This window comes from Burkholderia stagnalis (assembly GCF_902830275.1).
Classification (GTDB): Bacteria; Pseudomonadota; Gammaproteobacteria; order Burkholderiales; family Burkholderiaceae; genus Burkholderia; species Burkholderia stagnalis.
Map to the genome: position 1 here is coordinate 92,338 of NZ_CADESW010000019.1, position 25,468 is coordinate 117,805.

At 69.0% G+C, this 25,468-nt stretch carries 18 protein-coding genes; 4 read left to right on the plus strand and 14 right to left on the minus strand.

Annotated features, from left to right (window positions below):
• Positions 1-19 precede the first annotated feature (19 nt).
• The 4 genes from HWY45_RS27445 to glnA all read right to left on the minus strand — a co-directional run bounded on the left by HWY45_RS27445 (position 20) and on the right by glnA (position 6,478).
• Complete coding sequence (locus HWY45_RS27445) at positions 20-2,128, minus strand: prolyl oligopeptidase family serine peptidase (protein ID WP_059878963.1); 2,109 nt, start codon at positions 2,126-2,128, stop codon at positions 20-22.
• A gap of 82 nt (positions 2,129-2,210) precedes the next feature.
• Positions 2,211-3,716 (minus strand): nitrogen regulation protein NR(I), encoded by a 1,506-nt coding sequence (gene ntrC / locus HWY45_RS27450; protein ID WP_059878961.1) that lies wholly within the window; start codon positions 3,714-3,716, stop codon positions 2,211-2,213.
• A gap of 39 nt (positions 3,717-3,755) precedes the next feature.
• Entirely contained in the window at positions 3,756-4,898 is a 1,143-nt protein-coding gene (gene glnL, locus HWY45_RS27455; RefSeq protein ID WP_059567560.1) for a nitrogen regulation protein NR(II), read from the minus strand.
• Positions 4,899-5,062: 164 nt separating this feature from the next.
• A complete protein-coding gene (gene glnA, locus HWY45_RS27460) occupies positions 5,063-6,478 on the minus strand; it encodes a type I glutamate--ammonia ligase (RefSeq protein ID WP_017331833.1) in 1,416 nt (471 codons plus the stop codon).
• 405 nt (positions 6,479-6,883) lie between these two features.
• Here glnA and HWY45_RS27465 point away from each other — a divergent pair, with 405 nt between their 5' ends.
• Positions 6,884-7,348 (plus strand): rhodanese-like domain-containing protein, encoded by a 465-nt coding sequence (locus tag HWY45_RS27465; protein WP_059567562.1) that lies wholly within the window; start codon positions 6,884-6,886, stop codon positions 7,346-7,348.
• Positions 7,349-7,458: 110 nt separating this feature from the next.
• On the opposite strand, the gene HWY45_RS27470 is transcribed toward HWY45_RS27465, so the two are convergent.
• The 5 genes from HWY45_RS27470 to hrpA all read right to left on the minus strand — a co-directional run bounded on the left by HWY45_RS27470 (position 7,459) and on the right by hrpA (position 15,539).
• On the minus strand, positions 7,459-8,274 hold the full coding sequence (locus HWY45_RS27470) for a competence/damage-inducible protein A (RefSeq protein ID WP_059878959.1): 816 nt from the start codon (positions 8,272-8,274) through the stop codon (positions 7,459-7,461).
• On the minus strand, positions 8,271-9,098 hold the full coding sequence (locus HWY45_RS27475; protein ID WP_059878954.1) for an EI24 domain-containing protein: 828 nt from the start codon (positions 9,096-9,098) through the stop codon (positions 8,271-8,273). Before HWY45_RS27475 ends, HWY45_RS27470 begins: the two co-directional genes overlap by 4 nt.
• 106 nt (positions 9,099-9,204) lie before the next feature.
• Positions 9,205-10,182, minus strand: coding sequence for a sterol desaturase family protein (locus HWY45_RS27480; RefSeq protein WP_059809731.1), 978 nt, complete (start codon positions 10,180-10,182; stop codon positions 9,205-9,207).
• Positions 10,183-10,198: 16 nt separating this feature from the next.
• Complete coding sequence (locus HWY45_RS27485; protein WP_059878951.1) at positions 10,199-11,188, minus strand: YVTN family beta-propeller repeat protein; 990 nt, start codon at positions 11,186-11,188, stop codon at positions 10,199-10,201.
• 139 nt (positions 11,189-11,327) lie between these two features.
• A complete protein-coding gene (gene hrpA / locus HWY45_RS27490; RefSeq protein WP_059878948.1) occupies positions 11,328-15,539 on the minus strand; it encodes an ATP-dependent RNA helicase HrpA in 4,212 nt (1,403 codons plus the stop codon).
• A 23-nt stretch (positions 15,540-15,562) separates the two neighbouring features.
• Here hrpA and argA point away from each other — a divergent pair, with 23 nt between their 5' ends.
• The gene (gene argA, locus HWY45_RS27495) at positions 15,563-16,942 is read left to right on the plus strand and encodes an amino-acid N-acetyltransferase (RefSeq protein WP_059567573.1); all 1,380 of its coding nucleotides are present in this window, start codon (positions 15,563-15,565) and stop codon (positions 16,940-16,942) included.
• Positions 16,943-16,990: 48 nt separating this feature from the next.
• A complete protein-coding gene (locus HWY45_RS27500) occupies positions 16,991-17,266 on the plus strand; it encodes an oxidative damage protection protein (protein ID WP_026044614.1) in 276 nt (91 codons plus the stop codon).
• 109 nt (positions 17,267-17,375) lie between these two features.
• Here HWY45_RS27500 and HWY45_RS27505 read toward each other — a convergent pair whose 3' ends face one another.
• The 3 genes from HWY45_RS27505 to HWY45_RS27515 form a co-directional block, all read right to left on the minus strand.
• The gene (locus tag HWY45_RS27505) at positions 17,376-18,779 is read right to left on the minus strand and encodes an MFS transporter (RefSeq protein WP_059879052.1); all 1,404 of its coding nucleotides are present in this window, start codon (positions 18,777-18,779) and stop codon (positions 17,376-17,378) included.
• A gap of 87 nt (positions 18,780-18,866) precedes the next feature.
• On the minus strand, positions 18,867-20,060 hold the full coding sequence (locus HWY45_RS27510) for a CaiB/BaiF CoA transferase family protein (protein WP_059878946.1): 1,194 nt from the start codon (positions 20,058-20,060) through the stop codon (positions 18,867-18,869).
• On the minus strand, positions 20,057-21,814 hold the full coding sequence (locus HWY45_RS27515; protein WP_059878942.1) for an acyl-CoA dehydrogenase family protein: 1,758 nt from the start codon (positions 21,812-21,814) through the stop codon (positions 20,057-20,059). Before HWY45_RS27515 ends, HWY45_RS27510 begins: the two co-directional genes overlap by 4 nt.
• 118 nt (positions 21,815-21,932) lie before the next feature.
• On the opposite strand from HWY45_RS27515, the gene HWY45_RS27520 reads away from it, so the two are divergent.
• Positions 21,933-22,835, plus strand: coding sequence for a LysR family transcriptional regulator (locus HWY45_RS27520; protein WP_059809741.1), 903 nt, complete (start codon positions 21,933-21,935; stop codon positions 22,833-22,835).
• Positions 22,836-22,857: 22 nt separating this feature from the next.
• Here HWY45_RS27520 and HWY45_RS27525 read toward each other — a convergent pair whose 3' ends face one another.
• Positions 22,858-24,282 (minus strand): amino acid permease, encoded by a 1,425-nt coding sequence (locus tag HWY45_RS27525; RefSeq protein ID WP_059567580.1) that lies wholly within the window; start codon positions 24,280-24,282, stop codon positions 22,858-22,860.
• A gap of 88 nt (positions 24,283-24,370) precedes the next feature.
• Positions 24,371-25,441: a porin gene (locus HWY45_RS27530; protein ID WP_059878939.1), complete on the minus strand. Its 1,071-nt coding sequence runs from the start codon at positions 25,439-25,441 to the stop codon at positions 24,371-24,373.
• Between the last annotated feature and the right edge of the window lie 27 nt (positions 25,442-25,468).

A 25,468-nucleotide genomic window follows, 5' to 3' on the forward strand; every position in this document is an offset into this window, starting at 1 on the left:
CACGCCCTTCCGCGCGCGCTCAGCCGCGCGCGGGCGCGGGCCCGAGATGGGCCCACAGGAAACCGAATTCGGCCGCGTCGGATTCGGCGCGCTCCAGATCGTCGGCGCTGCCGTGGCCGCCGTCGGTGTTCTCCCAGTACCACACCTGGCCGTGACCGAGCGCGTGCATGCGCGCGGCCATCTTGCGCGCGTGCGCGGGATGCACGCGATCGTCGCGCGTCGACGTCGTCAGCAGCAGCGGCGGATACGCGACGCCCTCGCGCACGCGGTGATACGGCGAGTATGCGGCCAGCGCCGCGCCCTCCAGCGGGTCGTCCGGGTCGCCGTACTCGTCCAGCCACGCCGCGCCCGCATGCAGCTTCGGATAGCGTCGCATGTCGAGCAGCGGCACCCGGCACAGCACCGCGCCGAACAACTCCGGCCGCTGCACCATGCACGCGGCCACCAGCAGGCCACCATTGCTGCCGCCCTCGATGCCGAGTTGCGCAGCCGTCGTCACGCCCGTGCCGATCAGATCCTCGGCAACCGCGATGAAGTCGTCGAACGAACGCTGCCGGTGCTCGCGCTGCGCGTCGACATGCCATTGCGGCCCGAACTCGCCGCCGCCGCGGATATGCGCGAACGCCGCGACGCCGCCGCGCTCGAGCCACGCGATGCCGAGCGCGTCGCTGTAGCCCGGCAGGTTCGGCAGCGCGAAGCCGCCGTAGCCGGACAGCAGGCACGGCCGCGCGACGCGCGCGTCGCCGTCACGCGCATCCAGCGCATCGCGCGGCCCGATCAGCGTGTACGGCACCACGGTGCCGTCGCGCGAGCGCACGCTCGCGCGGCGCACGACGAGCCCGGCCGCGTCGAACTGCACCGGCGGCCGGTCGAGCAGCACGCGGCGCGACGGCGCATCGGCCGCGCGATCGGCAAGATCGGCCAGCCAGCATTCGGGCGGATCGAGATAGGTGTCGACGTCCACGTACACGTCGTCGTTCAGCGTCGACTCGACGGGCTCGACGTCGATCTGCGCGTCGCCCGGCCAGTCGAACGGCCGCGCATCCCACGTCCACGCGCCGTCGTCCGCCTGCCGCGGCTGCCACAGCAGCGTGCGGTTGTTCACGTCGTCCAGCCAGCTCGCGATCAGCGTATGACGCGTGTTCGTCCACGTGCACGCGGACGTCGTCGGCCCCGGTTCGAACAGCGTGTCGAACGCACGCGAACCGGCAAGAAACGCGTCCTCGCGAATCGCGAGCAGCGAGCCGCCCGCGTGGCGCACGCCGCCGCATTCCCAGTCGAGCCGCGGCTCCATCACGAGCCAGCCCTGCCAGAACCCGACCTCGACATGCGTCGGCACGTCGTAGCGCGCCCACTCGCCGTCGGCCGTCAGCCGGTACGAATGCATATCGAAGAAATCGACGCTGCGCCATGCGCCGTGGCGGCCGTCGACCGGATCGAACCACGCGCCCGCGCTGATGTCGTCGGGCTCGCCGCGAAACACGACCGGCGCGTCGGCGAGCGGCGTGCCGCGCGTCCAGCGGCGCACTTCATACGGATAGCCGGCCTCGGTTGCGTGCGTTTCGCCGCGATCCCAGCTCACGTAGACGGTATCGCGATCGATCCAGCCGATCGTATGATGGCCCGGCTCGTCGATCGTGAAACCCGCGTCGACGAAACGGCGCTCGACGAGATCGAACTCGCGCACGACCACCGCGTCGGCGCCGCCCGGCGACAGCGACAGCAGCGCGCGATCGCCGTCCGGATACAGGATCGCGTCCGACTCGAACACCCACGACTCGCCCTCCTGCGCGCCGAGCGCGTCGACGTCGAGCAGCGTGTCCCACGCCGGCCGGCCCGCGCGCCAGTCGTCCCAGCGCGCGCGGCGCCACAGCCCCTTCGGATGCAGGTCGTCCTGCCACAGGTCGTAGGCCCAGTCGCGCCAGCGGGTCGGGATCACCGGGCGCTCGCGCGGCAGATAGGCTTGCGCGAGACGCGCGACGAGCGCGCGATAGGCGGCGTCGTCGCGCAGCGCGGCGCGCGTGCGCGCGTTCTGCTCGTCGACCCACGCGCGGGCGCGCGCGCTGTCGAGCGCTTCGAGAAAACGGAACGGGTCGGCCCCGGCGGGCCAGCGGAAGGAATCGGACATGGCGGAACGGCGTGACGGCAAACCGCGATTATGTCCGATCGCGGCGGCATGCGCGGGGGCCCGCGCATGCCGCGCTGCGCGCTTACGGCTCCAGATGCAGTTCCTGGATCTTGCGCGTGATCGTGTTGCGGCCGATGCCGAGCCGCTCGGCCGCCTCGACCTTGCGGCCGCGCGTGAAGTCGAGCGCCTCGCGGATCACCGCGGCCTCGAAGCGGCGCGCGAGCTCGTCCATCACGTCGGCCGAGTTCTCGCGCAGCAGGCGCGCGACTTCGGTGCGCAGCCCGTGCTCCCACATCGGATAGCCGGCCGGCGCGCTGTTCGGCGCAGCGACGACAGGCGCGCCCGTCAGGCCGGCGGCGGGCGACAACGCGGGGGCGTCGCCGCCCGCCGCGTGCGCCTCGGCGCCGTCGGCCGCCACGGCGACGGCCGCGCCGGACGGCACGAGATCGGGCGGCAGATCCTTGATCTCGACCGTCTGCGCGGGCGCCATCACGGTCAGCCAGTTCGCGAGGTTCTCGAGCTGCCGCACGTTGCCGGGGAACGGCAGCGACGTCAGGTACGCAAGCGCCTCGTCGGACACGCGCTTCGGCTCGACGCCGAGATCGCGCGCGCTCTTCTGCAGGAAGTGGCGCGTGAGCAGCGGGATGTCTTCGCTGCGTTCGCGCAGCGGCGGCAGGCGCAGCCGGATCACGTTGAGGCGGTGATACAAGTCCTCGCGGAACAGCCCCTGGCGCACGCGCGACTCGAGGTTCTGGTGCGTCGCCGCGATCACGCGCACGTTCGCGCGCAGCGGGCTGTGGCCGCCGACGCGGTAGAACTGGCCATCCGACAGCACGCGCAGCAGGCGCGTCTGCAGGTCGAACGGCATGTCGCCGATTTCGTCGAGGAACAGCGTGCCGTTCTCGGCCTGCTCGAAGCGGCCCTGGCGCGTGGTCTGCGCGCCGGTGAACGCGCCGCGCTCGTGGCCGAACAGCTCGGATTCGAGCAGGTCCTTCGGAATCGCCGCGGTGTTCAGCGCGATGAACGGCCCGTTCGCGCGCGGGCTGTGACGGTGCAGCGCACGGGCGACGAGCTCCTTGCCGGTGCCCGACTCGCCGGTGATCAGCACGGTCGCGGCCGAATGCGACAGGCGGCCGATCGCGCGGAACATGTCCTGCATCGCCGGCGCCTGGCCGAGCATCTCGGGCGCCTCGGCCACGCGGTCGTCCTCGGGCACGCCGCCGCGCAGGCTCTCCTCCACCGCGCGGCGGATCAGCTCGACGGCCTTGTCGACGTCGAACGGCTTCGCGAGATATTCGAACGCGCCGCCCTGGAACGCCGCGACGGCGCTGTCCAGATCCGAGAACGCGGTCATGATGATCACGGGCAGGCCCGGCATCCGGTCGTGCATCGCCTGCAGCAGCTCGAGGCCCGAGCCGCCCGGCATCCGGATGTCGGACACCAGCACCTGCGGCGTCTCGTGATCGAGCGCGCCGAGCGCGTCGCGCACGTTGGCGAAACTCTTCGTCGCGAAGCTGTCGCGGGCGAGCGCCTTTTCGAGCACCCAGCGGATCGATTGGTCGTCGTCTACTATCCAGATCGGCTTCATAGGTCGGTCAGATATCTCGGTGAATCGCGGTGTCGCCGCTCAATGATCGAGCGGCAGCAAAATCTGAAATTCGGTACGACCGGGCCGGCTTTCGACCTCGATCATCCCGTCGTGCTGCTGCACGAACGTCTGCGCGAGCGTGAGGCCGAGGCCGCTGCCGTCCTCGCGCCCCGATACGAGCGGATAGAAGATCCGGTCGCGGATCTCGTCCGGAATGCCGGGCCCGTTGTCGATCACATGCAAGTCCAGTGCCAGCTTGCACAGGCGCTTCGCGATCGTGATCTTGCGCGCGACCCGCGTGCGCAATTCGATGCGCGCGTCGCCCTGCGCGATCCGCTCGCGCAGCGCCTGCGCCGCATTGCGCACGATGTTCAGCAGCGCCTGGATCAGCTGCTCCTTGTCGCCGCGCAGGTCCGGCACGCTGACGTCGTAGTCGCGCTCGATCGACAGCCCGCGCGGGAATTCGGCCAGCATCACGGCGCGCACGCGCTCGCACACTTCGTGGATGTTCACGTCGCCGACGATGTGCGGATGCCGGTGCGGCTCGAGCAATCGATCGACGAGCGTCTGCAGGCGGTCGGATTCCTTGATGATCACCTGCGTGTATTCGCGCAGCTCGCCGCGCTCGCGCTCGCCCAGCTCGAATTCGAGCAGTTGCGCGGCGCCGCGGATCCCGCCGAGCGGGTTCTTGATCTCGTGCGCGAGGTTGCGGATCAGCTGCTTGTTGACCGCGGTGAGGTCGTGGATGCGCTCCTCGCGGTCGGTGCGCGACTGGCGCTCGTTCTCGAACAGCTCGACGAGCACGAAATCCTGCGCGCTCTCGAGAAAGCCGACGATCGCGTGCACGTGCAGCGGCTCGCGGCCGGGCCGGTCGAGCACGGTGTCGAGGTGCGTCGCGTGAAAGCGCTCCTCGCCGATCGCGGTGATCGTCGACGCGAGCTCGTTCGCGTTCGGGAAGATCTCGCCCCACGGCCGCTGCGCGAGCTGCCGGCGCGAGATGTCGAGCATCGCCTCCGCGGACGGATTCGCGAACGCGATCTTCAGCGTCTTGCGGTCGAGCACCAGCACGACCGTCGGCAACGCCTCGAGGCCGGCGAGCAGCCCCGAGCGCGCGAGCCGCTCGTCATCCGTCAGACGCTCAGGCTGCCCCGTCTTCGCCTTGATCAGATTCTTCAGAACCATCGTGCGTGGGTGTCGTGCAGAAAGTGTGAAATGCGCGGAACAAAAAGGGGACGGCTGGGCGCCGTCCCCTTTTCAGAATCCGCTGCCTGCGCCGGGAGTTGCGCGGCGCAGGCAAACCGGTGTGCGGCGCTTCGCCCGCTGAAGCGTCGAAGCGCCATCGCCGCTTACAGCGAGTAGTACATCTCGAACTCGATCGGATGCGTCGTCATGCGGAACTTCGCCAGTTCCTGTTCCTTCAGCGCGAGGTACGCATCGATCATGCCGTCCGTGAACACGCCGCCGCGCGTCAGGAACTCGCGATCCTTGTCGAGCGCTTCGAGCGCCTGGTCGAGGCCCGCGCAGACGGTCGGGATCTTTGCATCCTCTTCCGGCGGCAGGTCGTACAGGTTCTTGTCGGCGGCTTCGCCCGGATGGATCTTGTTCTGGATCCCGTCGAGGCCGGCCATCATCAGCGCCGTGAAGCACAGGTACGGGTTCGCCATCGGGTCCGGGAAGCGCGTTTCGATGCGGCGGCCCTTCGGGTTCGACACGTGCGGAATGCGGATCGATGCCGAACGGTTGCGCGCCGAGTAGGCGAGCTTGACCGGTGCCTCGAAGTGCGGAACCAGGCGCTTGTACGAGTTCGTCGTGGGGTTCGTGATCGCGTTCAGCGCGCGAGCGTGCTTGATGATGCCGCCGATGTAGAACAGCGCCAGTTCCGACAGGCCGGCATAGCCGTTGCCCGCGAACAGGTTCTGGCCGTCCTTCCAGATCGACTGGTGAACGTGCATGCCCGAACCGTTGTCGCCGACGACCGGCTTCGGCATGAACGTCGCCGTCTTGCCGTACGAGTGCGCGACGTTGTGGATGATGTACTTCGACCACTGCGTCCAGTCGGCGCGCTGCACGAGCGTCGAGAACTTCGTGCCGATTTCGTTCTGGCCCTGGCCCGCCACTTCGTGGTGGTGCACTTCGACCGGGATGCCGAGCTGTTCGAGCAGCAGGCACATTTCCGAACGCATGTCCTGGAACGTGTCGACCGGCGCGACCGGGAAGTAGCCGCCCTTCGTGCCCGGACGGTGGCCCGTGTTGCCGCCTTCGAATTCCTTGCCGGCCGACCACGGCGCTTCTTCCGAGTTGATCTTCACGAAGCAGCCCGACATGTCCGTGTTCCACTGGACCGAGTCGAAAATGAAGAATTCCGGCTCCGGACCGAAGTACGCGGTGTCGCCGATGCCCGTGCTCTTCAGGTACGCTTCGCCGCGCTTCGCGAGCGAACGCGGATCGCGCTCGTAGCCCTTGCCGTCGGCCGGCTCGACCACGTCGCAGGTCAGCACCAGCGTCGATTCTTCGTAGAACGGGTCGACGAACGCAGCGCTCGGATCCGGCATGAGCAGCATGTCCGACGCCTCGATGCCCTTCCAGCCCGCGATCGACGAACCGTCGAATGCATGGCCGCTTTCGAACTTGTCTTCGTCAAACGCCGAAACCGGCACCGACACGTGCTGTTCCTTGCCGCGCGTATCCGTGAAGCGGAAATCGACAAACTTGACGTCCTCGTCCTTCACGAGCTGCATGACGTCGGCGACGGTTTTACTCATAACCTCTTCTCCTGATTGAACAATTCCGGCGGACTGGGAACCGCCTCGTTTATCGAGCTGCTCGGGGTCAGGCTTTGGCGCAGCGCGCCCCGATTCGACCGAATTCTATATAGCAGCTTCCGTGCCATGTACGCGCAAGACGGGCGCAATTCGCGCCGGGCTCGCCACGACGGGGCTTCGCCGCGCGATTTCGGGGCTTCGCGCGGCGCGGCCGATTCGCCGAAAGCACCTCGATGGTGCAATTCCAGTCGTCAGGCATTTGGAATGAACCACGCTGGTGCATCTGCGTCATTCTGCACCTTTTTGGTGAGCGCGTGCGCGGTGCATGCACGGCACGGCGCCCGGCCGTCGCGCGGCACACGGCGCGCTAGAATGTTCGTTTGATCGATACGGAGACCTCCTGCCATGAGTACGCTCGAACAGCTTCACGCGAAGGCCGACGAACGCCGCGCGCAAGGCTCGCTGACCTACGCCGGCGCGCTGCTGCCGGCCGAAGCATTCGAACTGCTGCAGCTCGACCCGTCGGCGCGTCTCGTGGACGTGCGCACCCGCGCCGAACTGGACTGGGTCGGCCGCCCGCTGGTCGGCGACGGCCAGTACCTGCATCTCGAATGGACCCGCTACCCCGGCGGCGTGCCGAACGCCGAATTCGTCAGCGAGCTGAAAGCGGCGATCGAACCCGGCGCGCCGGTGCTGTTCCTGTGCCGCAGCGCTGCGCGCTCGAAGCTCGCCGCGGTCGCCGCCGCGCAGGCCGGTTTCACGAAGGCGTTCGACCTGCTCGAAGGCTTCGAGGGCGCCAAGGACGCCGAGGGCCACCGCAAGACGGTCGACGGCTGGTGCTTCCGCAAGCTGCCGTGGATCGGCGCGTAACGGCGCCCATGCGCCGCCGCCCGCCCCGCCTGCGTCATCGTCGAGCCGGGCGATGACACCCCGATGACGGGCCGCCTTGCGCGGCCCGTTGCTTTTCCGGCGGCCGGCGCTCAGGCGCGCGACGCGTCGGGCTCGACGATGTCGCCGCCGAGCAGATGCACGCCTTCGCGCAGCTTCACGAACGCGGCCGCGACCGCCTCCGGCTCGCCCTTCACGCCGAGGTCGATGTGGCGGCGCGCGTAGATCCCGCCCCGCTCCGCATCGCCGACGCTCGGCAGGCTGAACACCCGCACGCCCGGGAAGTCGCGCTCGATCTTCTCCATCAGCGGCGTGAGCGTCGATTCCGGCAGCTCGAACACGTACAGCGAGCGCTCCGCGTGCGGCGTCGCGTGGTGCAGGTGCGCGTAGCGCGTGTCGAGCACCCATTCGATCATCGGCCACGCCATCACCGGAAAGCCCGGCACGAAGTGGAGGTCGCCGACGGAGAAGCCCGGAATCCGGTTGTAGCCGTTCGGAATGATCGTCGCGCCGCGCGGGAACACGCCCATGTTGAGCCGGTGCTGGTTCTCGGGCGAATCGAAGTCGACCGGCCGGTCGGGGTCGGTGTGCGTCTCGCGGATCCGCTCCTGGATCAGCAGCTTCGCGTCCGGATGCAGCTCGAGCGGCACGCCGAGCGCCGCGGCCGCGCATTGCCGCGTATGGTCGTCAGGCGTCGCGCCGATGCCGCCCGTCGAGAACACGATGTCGCCCGACGCGTGCGCGCGCGCGAGCGTCGCGGTGATCCGCGCGGGATCGTCGCCGACGTACTCGGCCCAGTCGAGCGCGAGGCCGCGCGCGCCGAGCAGCGCGATGACCTTCGCCAGATGCTTGTCCTGCCGGCGGCCCGAAAGGATTTCGTCGCCGATGATGATGATGCCGATACTCATGCCTGCCCCATGTCGATTGTGGTGGCGCGCGGCGTCGCGCGCAGGGTTTCGAGCGCGCGCAGGCAGTAATGGCCGAACCACAGCGCCGAAAACACCAGAATGAATGCATAAACCCAGATCATCGCCGCCGCGACGAACGGAAACAGCACCATCATCCAGACCGACGACACCCAGATGAAGGTGGGCACCGTGCCGAGCAGCCCGGTGACGATGCCGATGCCGATCAGCGGCCAGCGATGCTGCCGCACGAGCGCCCGGCGTTCGTCGCGGCTCGCATGCAGCGCGAGCGCGTCGTAGGTCATCATCCGGTACGTGAGCCAGCCGAAGATCACCGGCGGCAGCAGCCCGAAGAACGGCGGGATCAGCCACAGCGGCAGCGTGACGACGAGCACCACGATACTGGCGAACGACGCCCACAGCGAATTGAGCATGCTGCCGACGAACGTGCCGCCCCGCTTCATCTCGAGCGCGGCGAACTGGCGGTTCGACAGGTGCTTGACCACGACCGGCATCGAAATCGTCGCGATCAGCAGCAGCACGGTCAGCACGATCAGCGGAATCGCCAGCGCCACGACGACGAACGGCGCGACGACCGCGTGCAGCTGCGACATGCCGATCACGTCGAACACCCGGTACAGCGCCGACGTCAGCGCGAAGCCGTCGAGCGCGCCGCGCGCGGCGTCGATCAGCGTCTGCCACGAGAACCACAGCAGGATGCCCCAGAACGCGGCGGAGACGACGAACGGCATCAGGGTGAGCCAGAGCATGCGCGGGTGCAGCGCGCCCGCGAATGCCCGGACGAAGGAACGCAGCAAGTCGTTCATGCGGGCCTGTGTCGACGGAGAAAAACGGGGAAAGGATAAACCACGCGGCCCGCATGCGCCAAAGCGCATGCGGGCCGCGGATCGGATCGGTTCAAGCCGGGGTCGGTCAGGCGGACGCCGCCGTGCCGCGCTTGGCCGGGAACAGGCGGCGGAAGATCCGCACGAACGCGAGGCCGTGCTGCGCCCAGAAGCCTTCGCCGTAGTTCACGCCCTCCACCTGCTCGCGGATGCCGGTCGGCTCGACCGTGCGGTTCCACGACGCGGTGCCGAACATCATGTCCCACCAGGGGAACAGCACGCCGAAGTTGCAGCCGTACTTCGTGCCTTCGTGGCCGTAGCCGACCGCGTGGTGGCGCCGGTGGAAGATCGGGCTGACGAGCAGGCGCTCGCCGAGCCAGCCGTACGACAGCCGCGCATTCGTATGCTGGATGCTCTGCAGGAAGTTCGTGACCGCGGTCAGCACGACGAACTGCGACGGCGTCACGCCGATCACGAGCGCGATCGCCGCGAAGAAGCACGACTGGATCACGTCGTCGAGCAGGTGGTTGCGGTCGTCGCACCACAGCGACATCTGCCGCTGGCTGTGATGCACCGCGTGCAGCTCCCACCAGATGCCGAACTTGTGCTGCCAGCGGTGATACCAGTAGCCGGCGAAGTCGAGCACGACGAGGTAGATCGCGAACGCGACGATCGGCTGCGAGCTCACGCCCGGCCACAGATAGTCGAGGTTGACGTTCGCAACGCCGTGCAGGCGCAGCCACGCCTGGAAGTTGTCGAACACCGGCTGCAGCGCGAAGAAGAAGAACAGCGTGTAGATGCCGAGCTTCGAGATCGCCGTATAGATCACGTCGACCCGCACCGCGCGGCGGTTCTTCCAGCGCTCGACGGGCGCAAGCGCCTCGAGCGGGCGCAGCAGCGCGAACATCAACACCATCTGCAGCGCGCCGACGATCACCCAGTAGAGCGCGTCGTAGGTGTCCTCGTCATAGTCCATCATGTTGAACTTGAAGAGGAGCGGCTGCACGACGTCGACGTACAGCCAGGTCTGGATGTCCGACACGAACGCGTCGATCAGGTGCAGCATCGTTCGCCCCCGCCCGTCACGCGCCGTTCGCCGCCTTCCACGGCGCACGGTCGTAGAAATAGATCCCGTGCGGCGAGCGGCCGACGGCGATCGTCTGCACCAGCTTGCGCGATGCAAGATCGATGATCCCGACCTTCTTCGCGAAGCGGAACGTCACCCACAGCGTCTTCTTGTCGGCCGACAGCTCCATGTCGTCCGGGCCCGGCAGCAGGCCCGTGATGTCGCCGACGTTGGTGAGCGTGTTCTCGTCGATGATGCTGATCGTGTTCGCGACCCGGTTCGTGATCGCGACGTGCGTGCCGTCGGCGAGCGAGCGGAAGTTGTGCGCGCCCTTGCCGGTCTGGATCGTCTTCACGACCTTCTGGTTGCGCCAGTCGACGACCGCGACGTAGTCGGCGCCCGTCATGCCGACGAGCAGGTACTTGTCGTCCGGCGTGAGCCACAGGCCCGCCGGCACCTTGCCGACCGGCATCTTCCACTTGACCGTCTGCGTCGCGAGGTCGATCGCCGCGATTTCGCCGGACACCTGCAGCGACACGAGCACCGTCTTGCTGTCCTTGGTGAACGCGAGGTGGCTCGGCATCACCGCGAGCGGCACGCGCTTCGCGATCTTCACGTCGCGGCCGTCGTAGCTGTAGATGTCGAGGCGATCGAGGCGCAGCCCGGTCGACACGAACCACTTGTGATCGGGCGAGAAGCCGAGCTGGTAAGGATCCTCGATTCCTTCGACCGTGCGTTGCAGCTTGCCCGTCTTGGGATCGACGAACATCAGGCTGTTCGAGACCGAATTCGCGACGATCAGCGACCCGTTGTCGGGCGTCGCCATCAGGTGATGCGGCTCCTTGCCCGTCGGCATCGTGCCGACGACCTGGCGGCTCTGCTGGTCGATCAGGGACAGGGTGGCTTCCGCGGAATTGAGAACGATGACGTTATTCGCGTGGGCGGCGGGCGCCAGCACGGCTGCGGCCAGCGCGAGCGTGCGGCCGAGGGAAAGGAAAGTGCGCATGAAGACTCACGTCGTAGAACAACCGTCATTGTAGAACGGACGAACCGCCCCGCCGGTTGACGGGAACGAGGATTGCGCCACTTCGACGCATGGCCGGCACGATCCGTTCCCGGCGTTTGTCTCAAAATTTGCGCACCGCCTAGCGCTGCATCGACTCCCAGACCTTATACAGCCGCTTGACCGACACCGGCATCGGCGTGCGCAGCTCCTGCGCGAACAGCGAGATCCGCAACTCCTCGAGCAGCCAGCGGAATTCGGCGAGGCGCGCGTCGGCGACGCCGCCGCGCTGCGACACCGCACGCTGGTACTGCTGCACGAGCGGCAGCAGCTCGGCCTGCTGCTTCGCATCGCGGGCCGGGTCGGCCTTGAGCTTGTCGATGCGCAGCGCGATGCCCTTCAGGTAGCGCGGGAAATGCGCAAGCTGAACGTAAGGCGTGTCGATCACGAAGCGCTTGCCCACCAGCGCCGACAGCTGCTGCTGCAGGTCGGCGTGCACGGCCGCGAACGGCTTCGCCTGCGCGAGCTTCTTCGCGAGCCCCGCGTATTCGGCGAGGATCTGCCCGACGAGCCGCGCGATCTCCTGCGCGAGCAGGTTCAGGCGGCTCCTGCCCTCGTCGCGGCGCGCGTGGAAGCTCGCGTCGTCGTCGGGCAGCGGCTCCTGCAGGCACGCGCGGTCGAGCGCCGTGTCGATCAGCTGGTCGCGCAGCTCGTCCTGCGTGCCGAGCGACATGTATTGCATCGCCATCTCGCGCAGGCCCGGCAGGTTCTTCTCCAGGAACTTGATCGGTTCCTTCAGCTGCAGCGCGAACAGACGGCGCAGCCCCGCGCGATGGATGCGCGCGGCCTCCTCCGGCGAATCGAACACCTCGACGTCGCAATGCGTGGCGCGGTCGACGAGCGCCGGGTAGCCGTACAGCGTCTGCCCGCGCCGGCGGATCTCCAGCAGCTCGGGCAGCTTGCCGAAGTTCCACGTCGTCAGGTTCTCGTACAGCGCGGTCGCGCCCGTATCCGCCGGCGTGGCGGTATGCGGCGGCGCGCCCTTCGCGCCCTTGCCGGCGCCCTGCGCCTGCGCAACGGAAAGTGCGCCGGACGTGGCCGCCTCGGCGTCGCCGCCGGCCGCGATCGTCGACGCCGCGGCGATCTTCTGGAACTGCTGCTGCGCCTGCGCGCCGAGCTCCTGGCGAAGCTGGGCGAGATTGCGCCCCATCGCGAGCTGGCGGCCGTGCTCGTCGATCACCTTGAAGTTCATGAACAGGTGTGCAGCCAGCGTCTCGAGCTTGAAGTCGCTCGTCTTCATCATCACCTGCGTCTGCGCGCGCACGTCGGCGATCAGCGCCTCGACGAGCCCGCCCGCACCGAAGCGTTCGCGCCCCATGCGTTCGACGAAGCCCGCCGCATACTCGGGCAGCGGCACGCAATGGCGGCGCAGCTTCTGCGGCAGCGATTTCAGCAGCAGCTGCACCTTCTCCTTCAGCATCCCCGGCATGAGCCACTCGCAGCGGCGCGCGTCGACCTGGTTCAGCGCATAGAGCGGCACCGCGAGCGTCACGCCGTCGCGCGGCGCGCCGGGCTCGAAGTGGTACGTGAGCGCCATCTCGACGCCCGCCATCGTCGCGCGCTTCGGGAACAGCTCGGTCGTCACGCCCGCCGCCTCGTGGCGCATCAGGTCGTCGCGCGACAGGTACAGCAGGCGCAGCTTGTCCTCCGGCTGGCCGCTCTTTTTCACCTCGTCGCGATACCAGCGCTCGAACGCGGCGCCCGTGTGGATCCCGTCCGGAATCGCCTGGTCGTAGAACGCGTGGATCAGCTCGTCGTCGACCAGCACGTCCTGCCGGCGCGACTTGTGCTCGAGCTGCTCGATGTCGGCGAGCAGCTTGCGGTTGTGCGCGAAGAACGCGAGCTTCGTGTCGAACTCGCCGTCCACCAGCGCGCCGCGGATGAACAGCTCGCGCGCGCGCGCCGGATCCTGTTTGCCGAACGCGACGCGCCGCCGGTGGTACACCGGCAGCCCGTACAGCGTCGCGCGCTCGAACGCGCTCACCTGCGCCGGGCGCTTCTCCCAGTGCGGCTCGGACAGCGATTTCTTCAGCAGGTGCGCGCCGACCTTCTCGATCCACTCGGGTTCGATCTTCGCGAGGCAGCGCGCGTACAGCCGGCTCGTCTCGACCAGCTCGGCCGCCATCACCCAGCGCCCCGCCTTCTTCGCGAGCACCGAGCCCGGCCACAGGAAGAACTTGATGCCGCGCGCGCCGAGGTAATGCGGCTCGTCGTCGGCCTTCAGCCCGAGGTTGCCGAGCAGGCCCGTCATCAGGGCCAGATGCACCTGTTCGTAGGTCGCCTCGACCTCGTTCAGCCGCCAGCCGTGCTCGCGCACGACGGTCAGCAGCTGCGAATGGACGTCGCGCCATTCGCGCAGGCGCAGGTGCGACAGGAAGTTCTGCCGGCATGCGTCGATGAGTTGGCGGTTCGACTTCTTGTGCGCGACCGCTTCCTCGAACCACGCCCAGATCTTCAGCCACTGCAGGAATTCCGAGCGCTCGTCGGCGAACCGGCGATGCGCCTGGTCGGCCTGCTCCTGCGCTTCGCTCGGCCGGTCGCGCGGGTCCTGCACGGACAGCGCGCTCGCGATGATCAGCACCTCGCGCAGCGACTGCTGGTCGCGCGCGCCGAGGATCATCCGGCCGACCCGCGGATCGAGCGGCAGGCGCGCGAGCTCGCGGCCGAGCGGCGTCAGCGCGTTGTCGTCGTCGACCGCGCCGAGCTCGTTCAGCAGTTGATAGCCGTCCGCGATCGCGCGGCCCGGCGGCGGCTCGAGGAACGGAAACGATTCGATCGCCGTCAGGTGCAGCGACTTCATCCGCAGGATCACCGACGCGAGCGACGCGCGCAGGATCTCCGGATCGGTGAAGCGCGCCCGCGCCTGGTAGTCGGTTTCCTCGTACAGGCGAATGCAGATGCCGTCCGCGACCCGGCCGCAGCGGCCCGCGCGCTGGTTCGCGGCGGCCTGCGAGATCGACTCGACCTGCAGCTGCTCGACCTTGTTCCGGTACGAATAGCGCTTCACGCGCGCGAGGCCCGTGTCGACCACGTAGCGGATGCCGGGCACCGTCAGCGAGGTTTCGGCGACGTTCGTCGCGAGCACGATGCGGCGCGCGTTCGACGCCTTGAACACCTTGTCCTGCTCGGCCGCGGACAAGCGCGCGAACAGCGGCAGGATCTCCGTGTGCGGCGGGTGATGCTTGCGCAGCGCCTCGGCCGCGTCGCGAATCTCGCGCTCGCCGGGCAGGAACACCAGCACGTCGCCGGGGCCTTCGCGGCACAGCTCGTCGACCGCGTCGACGATCGCGTCCATCAGGTCGCGCTCGGCCTCGCGCGCGGTCTTCACGCGGTCGCGGCTCGCCGTGCCCTCGGCGTTCTTCACGGCCGGGCGGTCCTCGGCCACCGGGCGGTAGCGCATCTCGACCGGATACAGGCGGCCGCTCACCTCGATCACCGGCGCGGGCCGTTCGTCGCTGCCGAAATGGCGCGCGAAGCGGTCGGCGTCGATCGTCGCGGACGTGACGATCAGCTTCAGGTCCGGCCGCTTCGGCAGGATCTGCTTCAGGTAGCCGAGCAGGAAGTCGATGTTCAGGCTGCGCTCGTGCGCCTCGTCGATGATCAGCGTGTCGTACGCCTTCAGCAGCGGGTCGGTCTGCGTCTCGGCGAGCAGGATGCCGTCCGTCATCAGCTTGACGGATGCGCCCGGCGCGAGATTGTCGGTGAAGCGCACCTTGTAGCCGACCACCTCGCCGAACGGCGTGCCGAGCTCCTCGGCGATGCGGCGGCCGGTGGACGACGCGGCGAGCCGGCGCGGCTGCGTGTGGCCGATCAGGCCCGTGCCGCCCGCGCCGAGGCCGCGGCCGAGTTCGAGGCAGATTTTCGGCAGCTGGGTGGTCTTGCCCGAGCCCGTCTCGCCGCAGACGATCACAACCTGGTGACCGGCGATCGCGCGCGCGATTTCGTCGCGCTTGCCCGACACCGGCAGGCTTTCCGGGAACGTGATCGGCGGGACGGGATTCGGCGGGACGGCCGCGCGCGGCCCGCGCTCGCGGCGCGGTGCGCGCGCGTCCGGCGCGGCATTCTGCGCGGCGTGCTGGCGCGGCTCGTTGCGCCGTTCGTCGCCGCGCGGCGCGCGCGGCGGCTTGCCCTGCTGCTGGCGCGGCGGTTGGTCCGCTTGCTGGCCCGGTCGCTCGCCCGCTTGCTGGCCGGGCTGCCGGCCCGCTTGCTGGCGCGCGCCGGCCGCCCCATCCGGGTGCGGGCCCGACGGCGCGTTGGCCCGCGTCGGCGCGGGACTTTTAGGTACATTCGACATGGGGGCGCATTATAATCCCGCCCATGAATTCCCAAACCGACCTCCCCCCCGCCCAGTCCGGCGCCGTGGCCCCCGCGGCATCCGACGATACGGCCGCCAGCCACGCCCAGTTCGTCGACTGGATGCGGTCCGTCGCGCCCTATATTCACAAGTTCCGCAACAGCACGTTCGTCGTCGGTTTCGGCGGCGAGGTCGTGCATCAGGGGCTCCTCAGCGCGCTCGTGTCAGACATCGCACTGCTGCAGGCGATGGGCATCCAGATCGTGCTGGTCCACGGCTCGCGGCCGCAGGTCGAGGAGCAGCTGAGCCTGCATGGTGTCGAATCCGAGTTTTCTCACGGGCTGCGCATCACCGATGCGCGCGCGCTCGAATCCGCGAAGGAAGCGGCCGGCGAAGTGCGCCTCGACATCGAGGCCGCGATCAGCCAGGGCCTGCCGAACTCGCCGATGGCGCACGCGCACATCAGCGTGGTGTCGGGCAACTTCGTGACGGCGCGGCCGGTCGGGATTCTCGACGGGGTCGATTTCGCGCACACGGGCGTCGTGCGCAAGATCGACGCCGAGTCGATCCGCCATTCGCTCGCGAGCCGCAAGCTCGTGCTGCTGTCGCCGCTCGGCTTCTCGCCCACCGGCGAGGCGTTCAACCTGTCGATGGAGGATGTCGCGTCCGCGGCCGCGATCGCGCTGCGCGCCGACAAGATCATCTTCCTGACCGAAGCGCCCGGCATCGTCGACGACGAAGGCGAGCTGATCCGCGAAATGTCGCTCGACGCGGCCGCCGAGCTGCTCGATTCGGGCAACGTCCAGGGCGACGACGCGTTCTTCCTGAAGCACTCGATCCGCGCGTGCCGCGGCGGCGTGACCCGTGCGCACCTGATCCCGCAGACGCTCGACGGCAGCGTGCTGCTCGAGCTGTTCCTGCACGACGGCGTCGGCACGATGATCTCGTACGAGAACCTCGAGAGCCTGCGCGAGGCGACGCCGGACGACGTCGGCGGCATCCTGTCGCTGATCGAGCCGCTCGAAACGGACGGCACGCTGGTGCGGCGCGGCCGCCACCAGATCGAACGCGACATCGACCACTTCTCGGTGATCGAGCACGATGGCGTGCTGTTCGGCTGCGCGGCGCTGTATCCGTACCAGCAGGAAAAGATCGGCGAGATGGCTTGCCTCACCGTCGCGCCCGAGGCGCAAGGCTCCGGCGACGGCGAACGCCTGCTCAAGCGCATCGAGCAGCGCGCGCGGGCGCGCGGCCTCACGCACATCTTCGTGCTGACGACGCGCACCGAGCACTGGTTCCTCAAGCGCGGCTTCGTGAAGGTGAGCGTCGACGACCTGCCGGAAGACCGCCGCAAACTCTATAACTGGCAGCGCAAGTCGCTCGTGCTGATGAAGCAGCTCTGAGCGAGCGCCGCCCTCCCCCAGTCCGCTTACAGGAAGGAGAAGTACACGATGGCTCGAATGGTTCAATGCGCGAAGCTCGGCAAGGAAGCCGAAGGGCTCGATTTCCCGCCGCTGCCGGGCGAGCTCGGCAAGCGCATCTACGAAAGCGTCTCGAAAGAGGCGTGGCAAGGCTGGCTCAAGCAGCAGACGATGCTGATCAACGAAAACCGCCTGAACATGGCCGACCCGCGTGCGCGCCAGTACCTGATGAAGCAGACCGAAAAGTACTTCTTCGGCGAAGGCGCGGACCAGGCGTCCGGCTACGTGCCGCCGACGCAAGGCTGACGCGGTTTCCGCCGCCGGCCGGCTGGCCGGAAAATCGCAGCAAGGAAGAAACGGCATCGTGCGGCGCACGATGCCGTTTTCGTTTGTGCGGCCCCGGGCAGCCGGCCGCTCACACCGGTTTCAGCGTGCCGCCCTCGCCCTCATCGCTCTCCTGCTTCGGTTCGCGCGCCGCATCGTCGGCGCTCCACTGTGCCGCGTCGCTGCGCTCGGCCGTCGACAGCTCGTCCGCGCGGCTGCCGGTTCGCGTCAGCAGCGCCAGCATGCAGACGAGCGACACGCACGCATAGAGCCCCGACGCGATCGCGACGCCGACGATGCTGCCGGTCGCATTGAGGATCGCCTGCGCAAGCACCGGCGTGCCGCCGCCGACGACGAGCGCGCTCAGCTGGTACGCGAGCGACAGCCCCGTATAGCGGACGTTCGCCGGAAACACGCGCGCGAGCATGCCGCCCACCGCGCCGTAGAACATCGCCGACGGAATCGTCGACACGCACATGCCGGCGACGGCGATCCAGTACGAGCGGGTCGCGAGCGCATGGAACATCACCGGCATCAGCACGATCTCCGGAATCAGGATCCAGCACATCGCGCGCCGCATGTCGATCTTCGACACGAACCATGCGCCGACCGGCTGCATGATGAACTGCACGACGAGCGAGATCGACAGGATTCCGAGGAAGGTGCCCTGCGCATAGCCGAGTTCCTTGGTCGCCCACGACAGCGCGAACGTGCTGCGGAAATACGTGACGTTGATCACCGGCAGCGTGCCGGCCGCGAGCAGCACGATCAGCCAGTGGTCGCGCACGACGTCGCGCAGCGGCAGCTTCACCGTGCGCTTGCGCTGCAGCACGCGCTGCATGTCGGCGGATTCCTCGAGCTTCAGGCGGATCACCATCCCGACGACCACCAGCACCGCCGACAGCAGGAACGGGATGCGCCAGCCCCACATCAGGAAGTCGGGCGTCGGCAGCGCGCTCAACGCGAAGAACGCGCCGGTGGCGAGCAGGTTGCCGGTGGGCGAGCCCTGCTGCGCGAACGCCGCGTACAGGATGCTCTTGTGCTTCGGCGCGTTCTCGCTCGCGATCAGCACCGCGCCGCCCCACTCGCCGCCCACCGCGATGCCCTGCAGCACGCGCAGCACGACGAGCCCGGCCGGCGCCCAGACGCCGATCTGCGCGTAGGTCGGCAGCAGGCCGATGCCGGTCGTCGCGAGCCCCATCATCACGAGCGTGATCACGAGCGCGGTCTTGCGGCCGACGCGGTCGCCGAGATGGCCGAACACGATGCCGCCGAGCGGCCGCGCGGCGAAGCCGGCCCAGAACGTGACGAACGCGAGCAGCGTCGCGACGCCGGGATCCATCTGCGCGGAAAAGAACACCTTGCCGAACACGAGCGCGGCGGCCGTGCCGTAGAGGTAGAAGTCGTACCACTCGATCGTCGTGCCGACGAACGCGGCAAGCGCGGCGCGGCCCGGCCGCGGGTTCGCGGCGGGTTGGGAATGCGGACGGGTCATCGATGTCTCCATGTCGGTGGTCGGTGGCGCGACTGCGCGCGCCTTGTCCGGTTGGCCGGCCTCGCGCCGCCGGCCGGCGGCGTCGCGTCAGCCGGGCGCCTTCAGCACGCCCGCGTCGAGCAGTTGCTGCTGCAGCGCCGGATCGACGCCGAGGCGGTCGAGCACCGCGCGCGTGTCGCCGCCCAGCGCGGGCGGCGGCGTGCGGTAGGTCGCCGGCGTGCGCGACAGCCTGATCGGCGACGCGGTGCCGCGATACCGGCCGAGCTCGACGAGCAGGTTCCGGTGCAGCGTATGCGGGTCGCGCGCGACGTCGGCGACCGTCTGCACCGGGCCGCACGGCACGCCGGCCGCCATCAGGTCGCGCGCGAGCGGTTCGCACGCATGCTGCGCGAGCCGTGCCTCCAGCGCGGCCTTCAGTTCCGCGCGGTGCGCGCAGCGGCTGCGGTTGTCGACGAAGCGCGGGTCGCTCGCCAGCTCCGGCGCGCCGAGATGCGCGGTGAGCCGGGCGAACTGCCGGTCGTTGCCGACCGCGAGAAAGATCGGCGCGGTGGCCGTGCGGTAGCTGTCGTACGGCGCGATGTTCGGGTGCGCGTTGCCGCTGCGCTCCGGTACGCGGCCCGAGCCGAAGAAGTTCGGCAGGTGCGGATGCAGCAGCGACACGCCGCAGTCGAACAGCGCGATGTCGATCGACTGGCCGAGCCCGCTCTTTTCCCGCTCGGCCAGCGCGAGCAGGATCCCCGCGAGCGCGTTGAGCCCCGTCACCATGTCGACGACCGGCAGGCCGATGCGGGTCGCGTCGCCGTCGCGCTCGCCGTTGACGCTCATCAGCCCGGCCATCGCCTGGATCACCGCGTCGTAGCCCGGCAGGCCGCCGAGCGGGCCGTCGGCGCCGAAGCCCGTCACCGCGCAGTGGATCAGCCACGGGAAACGCGGCCGCAGGTCGCGTTCGTAATCCATGCCCCAGCGCGCGAGCGTGCCCGGCTTGAAGTTCTCGACCAGCACGTCCGCGTCGTCGAGCAGGCGCCACAGGATCGCGCGCCCTTCGTCGCGCGACAGGTCGAGCGCGAGCCCTTCCTTGTTGCGGTTCACGCCGAGGAAATACCACGCGGTGTCGTCGACGAACGGCGGCCCCCAGCCGCGCGTCTCGTCGCCCGCCGGCGGCTCGACCTTGATCACCTGCGCGCCGTGGTCGGCCAGCGCCTGCGTGCAATACGGGCCGCCGAGCACGCGGCTCAGGTCGACGACCTTCACGCCATCGAGGGCGCCACGCGGTGCGTTCATCGTGCGACCTCCGGCAGCAGGTCGAGCGCGGCATCGAGCGACACCGGCGCGCCGCGCAGCAGCGCATCGCAGATCGCCGCATCGTCGCCGTGCGGCGACGGCAGCGCGAGCGGATCGGCCGGCATCAGTTTGTAGCGCACGATCAGGTGCGCGAGCGCGAGGCGGCGATGGTCCGGCGCGGTGCGCACGCCCTCGCACGCCATCAGGATCGCTGCAGTCGCGTAGTACAGCGTCGACGCCGCCTGGCGCACGTTCGCGTCGTCGCCGCTCGCGGCGACCTGCGCGAGCGCGTCGCATGCGCGCGCAAGCACGCGCCGCAACGCGGTGCGGCTCGCGTCCGGCAGCGGCGCCTGGCCGAGCCGGTCGGACAGGAACGTGCGCAGCGCGTCGAGCGCCTGCTCGCGCTGCGCGGCGCGCGCGACGTCGAGCGCGACGATGTTGCTCGTGCCTTCCCAGATCGAGCCGAGATGCGCGTCGCGCACGAGCCGCGCGTCGCTCCATTCCTCGATGTAGCCGACGCCGCCGCGCACTTCCATCGCGTCGCCCGTCACGCGCCGCGCGTCGCGGCACGCGCGGAACTTGATCAGCGGCGTCAGGATGCGCACGCAGCGCGCGGCCGCATCGTCGCCCGCGTCGGCCTGTTGCAGCAACAGCGCGATCCGAATGAACATCGTGCGCGCCGCCTCGGTCGGCAGCAGCATCTTCATCAACTGGCGTTGCATCAGCGGCATGTCGATCAGCTTGCGGCCGAACGCCTCGCGATGCGCGGCGACATGCAGCGCCTCGTTCATCGCGCGCCGCATCAGCCCGGCCGCGCGCACGCCGTTCGACAGCCGCGACATGTTGATCATGTCCGCCATCTGGTGGAAACCGCGGCCGAGCTCGCCGATCAGGTAAGCCCGCGCGCCGTCGAGCGTGATCTCGCCGCTCGCCATCGAGCGGCTGCCGAGCTTGTCCTTCAGCCGCACGATCCGGTAGCGGTTGCGCGTGCCGTCCGGCAGCGTCTTCGGCAGCAGGAACAGCGCGAGCCCCTTGATGCCGTCCGGCGCGCCGTCGGGCCGCGCGAGCACCATCGCGAGATCGGCGTCGGCGTTCGAGCAGAACCACTTGTCGCCGTGCAGGCGCCACCGGGTCTTGCCCTGCGCGTCCGTCTCGCGCGCCGCGCGCGTCGCGATGCGGCCGACGTCGGAACCCGCGGCCTGCTCGGTCATGAACATCGCGCCCTGGTACAGCGTGTCGAAATCGCGCGACGCAAGCATCGGCAGGTAATGCGCGACGAGGTCCGGATCGCCGAAGCGGCGCAGCGTGCGCGTCAGCGAGTCGGTCATGCTGACCGGGCAGCACAGCCCGAATTCCGCCTGCACGAACAGGAAGGTCAGCGCGTACTTGACGAGCGGCACCTCCGGCACGCGCTGGTGGCTGAGCGACGCGAGCCCGAGTTCGGCATATGCGACGCGCTCGAGCGCGACATACGCGGGATGTTTGTCGATGTGCTGCAGCGGCTCGCCGCGCCGGTTGCGGTGCTGGAGCTCGGGCGGATGCTTGTCCGCGCACGACGCCCATTCGTCGAGCTCGCCGCTGACGCGCGCGCCGAGTGCGTGCAGCCGCGGTTCGAGCTCGGCGTAGCTCGCCTCCCCGAGGTGCAGCCGCAGCAGCACGCCCAGGTCCGGATCGGCGGTGAAGAAATTGATGCCGCGGGTGTCGGGGATCGGGTTGGACGCGCCGGCATCCGGCGCGCGATCGGTGTCGTTCATGTGTGCGTCTCCTTGACCGGTCCGATCAGCGTAGGCGTGGGATCGATAAGCGTCCAATACAGGATTTATTCGGTACGATAGACGGCACTTATCGATGCCGAAGCCGGGAGGAGACCCGATGGAACTGAAGCAGCTTCGCTATTTCGTCGCGGTTGCCGAGGAGCTGCACTTCGGGCGCGCGGCCAAGCGGCTGTTCATCTCGCAGCCGGCGCTGAGCTTCGACATCCGCAAGTTCGAAGAGGCGCTCGGCGTGCAGCTGTTCGCCCGCACCAGCAAGTCGGTCGCGCTGACCAACGCGGGCGAGGTGCTGCTCGGCGAGGCGCGCCGTCTGCTGCTGCAGGCGGCCGAGGCCGAGCGCCTGACGATCCGCTCGGCGTCCGGCTTCGCGGGCCGGCTGCGGATCGGCTTCGTCCATTCGATGCTGTATCGCGGGCTGCCCGATGCGGTGCGGCGCTTCGAGGCCGACTATCCGGGCGTGGAGATCGTGCTGTCGGAGATGAACACGCAGGCGCAGGTGCAGGCGGTGCAGCGCGGCCAGATCGACCTCGGCTACGCGCACTGGGGCCGCTTCCCGCCCGAAGTCGACTCGGCGCCGATCTACGCGGAGCCGTTCGTCTGCTGCATGCCGGCCGCGCACCCGCTCGCGCGGCGCAAGCAGATCGCGCTCGCCGCGCTGGCCGACGAACCGTTCATCCTGTTTCCGCGCGACGCGGCCCCGCACTATCACGACCTGATCATCGCGCAGTGCGTGAACGCGGGCTTCAGCCCGCTGATCCGCCACGAAGCGCGGCTGTGGCAGACCATCCTGTCGATGATCGAGTTCGGGATGGGCGTCGCGCTCGTGCCGCGCGTGCTGCAGCAGGCGAAGAGCGACCGGCTCGCGTTCCGGCCGCTGAAGGATGCGTCGCTCGAATCGCGCACGCTCGAGCTGAAGCGCAGCGGCACGGCCGAGCCGGTCGCGCTGCGCTTCGCCGAGTATCTGCGCGCGTCGCTCGACGCGCTGCCCGCGCTCGCGGGCTGAGCGCGCGCGGGCGCCGCGCCGGTTACTCGGCGCCCGGCTGCAGCGCCGGCTGCGCGCGCCGGTACCACACGCCGTACACGACGGACAGCACGGCGAGGAACGGGATGCCGAAGATCAGCGTCATGTGGAATTCCGGCGTGAAGTACGTGGTCGCCATCACCGCGAGCATCAGCCCGGCGCCGAGCAGCGTCAGCAGCGGAAAGCCGCGCATCCGGAACGCGGCCGGCGGCAGCCCGCTTGCCGCGCGGCGGCGCCGGAAGCAGTAGTGCGTGACGAAGATCATCATCCACGTGAACAGCGCGCCGAACATCGACACCGACATCATGATCGTGAACGACGCGTCCGGATACAGCACGCTCAGCACCGTCGCGAGCGCGATGCCGAGCGTCGACAGCAGCAGCGCGCCGAGCGGCACGCCGCGCGCGTTCACTTCGCCGAGCGCCTTCGGCGCATGCCCCGCACGCGACAGGCTGAACAGCATCCGCGTCGTGATGTAGAGCTGGCTGTTCATCGCGGACAACGCGGCGACCAGCACGACGAAGTTGATCAGCCCCGCCGCGCCCGGCAGGCGGATCGCCTCCATCACCTTGACGAACGGGCTTTCGTCGCGGCCGGCGGCCGTCCACGGCACGATCGCGAGCATCAGTGCGAGCGTGACGAGATAGAACAGCACGAGCCGCACGATCGTCGAGCGGAACGCGCGCGTCACCGCGCGCTCGGGGTCCTGCGCCTCGCCGGCGGCCACCGCGATCATCTCGATGCTCAGGTAGCTGAAGATCGACACGATCACGGCCACCCAGGTCCCCCACGCGCCTTTCGGGAAGAAGCCGCCGTGCGCGACGTAATGATGGAAGCCCGCGCGCGCCGCGCCGCCGCCGACCAGCGCCGGATCGCCGAACACGACGTACGCGCCGAGCACGATGAAGCCGACGATCGCCGCGATCTTCACGACCGAGAATGCGTATTCGACCGAGCCGAACACGTCGACGCTGCGCGCGTTGACGAACACCAGCAGCGCGGAGAAGCCGACGATCCACAGCCATCCCGGCACGCCCGGGAACCAGTACTTCATGTACAGTGCGATCGCGGTGACTTCGGTGCCGACCGCGAGCACGATGCACGCCCAGTACGCGTAGCGCACGAGAAAGCCGGCCCACGGGCTCACGTAATGCTCGGCGTACGCGCCGAACGAACCGGACGTCGGGTGCGCGACCGTCATTTCCGCGAGACAGCCCATCAGCAGCAGCGAGATGAATGCGCCGATCGCGTAGCTGACGAGCACGCTCGGGCCGGCGAAGCCGATCGCGAAACCGCTGCCGAGAAAGAGCCCGGTGCCGATCGCGCCGCCGATCGCGATCATCGCCATCTGCCGCGCGGAAAGGGTGCGGCGCAGGCCCTGCTCGCGCGCCGCGATGTGCTGGAATTGCCCTTGGGATTCTGATTGCATCGAGTGACCTCGTTCGATATCGATTGTCGTGGCGAAACCGCGAACGGCGCGCGGCGGCGTTGCGACCGCCGCGCGCCGTTCACCAGGCTCAGAACATGTGGCGCAGCCCCGCCGCGACGCCCGTCTGGTTGCCGCGGCCCGGCAGTTCGGTGAACGCGCCGCCCGATACCTTGTTGTAGTCGACCGTCGCGTAGAGCTGCGTCGCCTTCGACAGCGCATACTCGGCTTCCAGCACGCCCGTGTAGCGCTTGCCGCGATTGCCGGCCACGCCGTTCACGTTCCGGATGTCGTCGTAGTAGGCCACGCCCGTCACCGACACGGCCGGCGTGAAGCGGTAGCTCGCGCCCGCGTAGAAGATCGCATCCCGGCGCGGATTGTCGGCGAACGCGCCATAGGTCACCGTGCGGCCCGACGCGTTCAGCAGCGCCTGATCGAGCACGCCCGAGCGGTCGATGCCGCCGAGATAGCCCGCGTACAGCGTCGCCGCGCCGAACGCGTAGCGCGCCCCCGCGCCCCACGCCTGCTGCGCGCGGCCGTTCAGGTCGCGCACCTGCTGGTAGGTCGCGCCGGCCATCAGCCCGCCTTGCGTATATGCGGCGCGCACGCCCCAATAGGCGTTCGCGCTCATGCTGCCGGCCACGCCGCCGAAGCCGTAGCTCGCGCCGACGTTCAGCCCGCCGAACGTGCCGTCGTAGCTGACGGCGTTGCTCGCGCGGCCCTGCGTGAGGAAATACGGCCACATGTTCGCCGTGTAGTTGCCGACGGTCAGCGGATCGAGATCGCCGAACAGGTTGAACGCCTCGGTCGCCTGCCGGCCGAGCCTGACCGTGCCCCAGTCGCCCGCCAGGCCGACGTACGCATAGCGGCCGAACAGCGCGCCGTCGAGCTGGCCGTTCTGCGGCTCGAACCCGCTTTCGAGCCGGAAGATCGCCTTCAGCCCGCCGCCGAGCGCTTCGTCGCCCTTCATCCCCCAGCGGCTGTTCGTGATCGCGCCGTTGGTCAGTTGCACGCTCGCGCCGTTCGCCGCGTCCGCGTGCGTCGTGTAGCGGATGCTCTGGTCGACGATGCCGTACAGCGTGACGCTGCTTTGCGCCATCGCGCCGCCCGATACGAGCAGCCCCGCCATCATTCGCAGTGCCAATCGATGATGCTTCTCCATCTTCTCCTCCAAACCTCGTTGTGGTGG

Coding starts and splice junctions, on each gene's coding strand:
- HWY45_RS27530 (WP_059878939.1), bottom strand. CDS start 25,441: ATGGAGAAGCATCATCGATTGGCACTGCGAATGATGGCGGGGCTGCTC.
- HWY45_RS27515 (WP_059878942.1), bottom strand. CDS start 21,814: ATGAACGACACCGATCGCGCGCCGGATGCCGGCGCGTCCAACCCGATC.
- HWY45_RS27445 (WP_059878963.1), bottom strand. CDS start 2,128: ATGTCCGATTCCTTCCGCTGGCCCGCCGGGGCCGACCCGTTCCGTTTT.
- glnA (WP_017331833.1), bottom strand. CDS start 6,478: ATGAGTAAAACCGTCGCCGACGTCATGCAGCTCGTGAAGGACGAGGAC.
- HWY45_RS27475 (WP_059878954.1), bottom strand. CDS start 9,098: ATGAACGACTTGCTGCGTTCCTTCGTCCGGGCATTCGCGGGCGCGCTG.
- HWY45_RS27520 (WP_059809741.1), top strand. CDS start 21,933: ATGGAACTGAAGCAGCTTCGCTATTTCGTCGCGGTTGCCGAGGAGCTG.
- HWY45_RS27505 (WP_059879052.1), bottom strand. CDS start 18,779: ATGACCCGTCCGCATTCCCAACCCGCCGCGAACCCGCGGCCGGGCCGC.
- HWY45_RS27465 (WP_059567562.1), top strand. CDS start 6,884: ATGAGTACGCTCGAACAGCTTCACGCGAAGGCCGACGAACGCCGCGCG.
- HWY45_RS27510 (WP_059878946.1), bottom strand. CDS start 20,060: ATGAACGCACCGCGTGGCGCCCTCGATGGCGTGAAGGTCGTCGACCTG.
- HWY45_RS27525 (WP_059567580.1), bottom strand. CDS start 24,282: ATGCAATCAGAATCCCAAGGGCAATTCCAGCACATCGCGGCGCGCGAG.
- glnL (WP_059567560.1), bottom strand. CDS start 4,898: ATGGTTCTGAAGAATCTGATCAAGGCGAAGACGGGGCAGCCTGAGCGT.
- hrpA (WP_059878948.1), bottom strand. CDS start 15,539: ATGTCGAATGTACCTAAAAGTCCCGCGCCGACGCGGGCCAACGCGCCG.
- HWY45_RS27485 (WP_059878951.1), bottom strand. CDS start 11,188: ATGCGCACTTTCCTTTCCCTCGGCCGCACGCTCGCGCTGGCCGCAGCC.
- ntrC (WP_059878961.1), bottom strand. CDS start 3,716: ATGAAGCCGATCTGGATAGTAGACGACGACCAATCGATCCGCTGGGTG.
- argA (WP_059567573.1), top strand. CDS start 15,563: ATGAATTCCCAAACCGACCTCCCCCCCGCCCAGTCCGGCGCCGTGGCC.
- HWY45_RS27470 (WP_059878959.1), bottom strand. CDS start 8,274: ATGAGTATCGGCATCATCATCATCGGCGACGAAATCCTTTCGGGCCGC.
- HWY45_RS27480 (WP_059809731.1), bottom strand. CDS start 10,182: ATGCTGCACCTGATCGACGCGTTCGTGTCGGACATCCAGACCTGGCTG.
- HWY45_RS27500 (WP_026044614.1), top strand. CDS start 16,991: ATGGCTCGAATGGTTCAATGCGCGAAGCTCGGCAAGGAAGCCGAAGGG.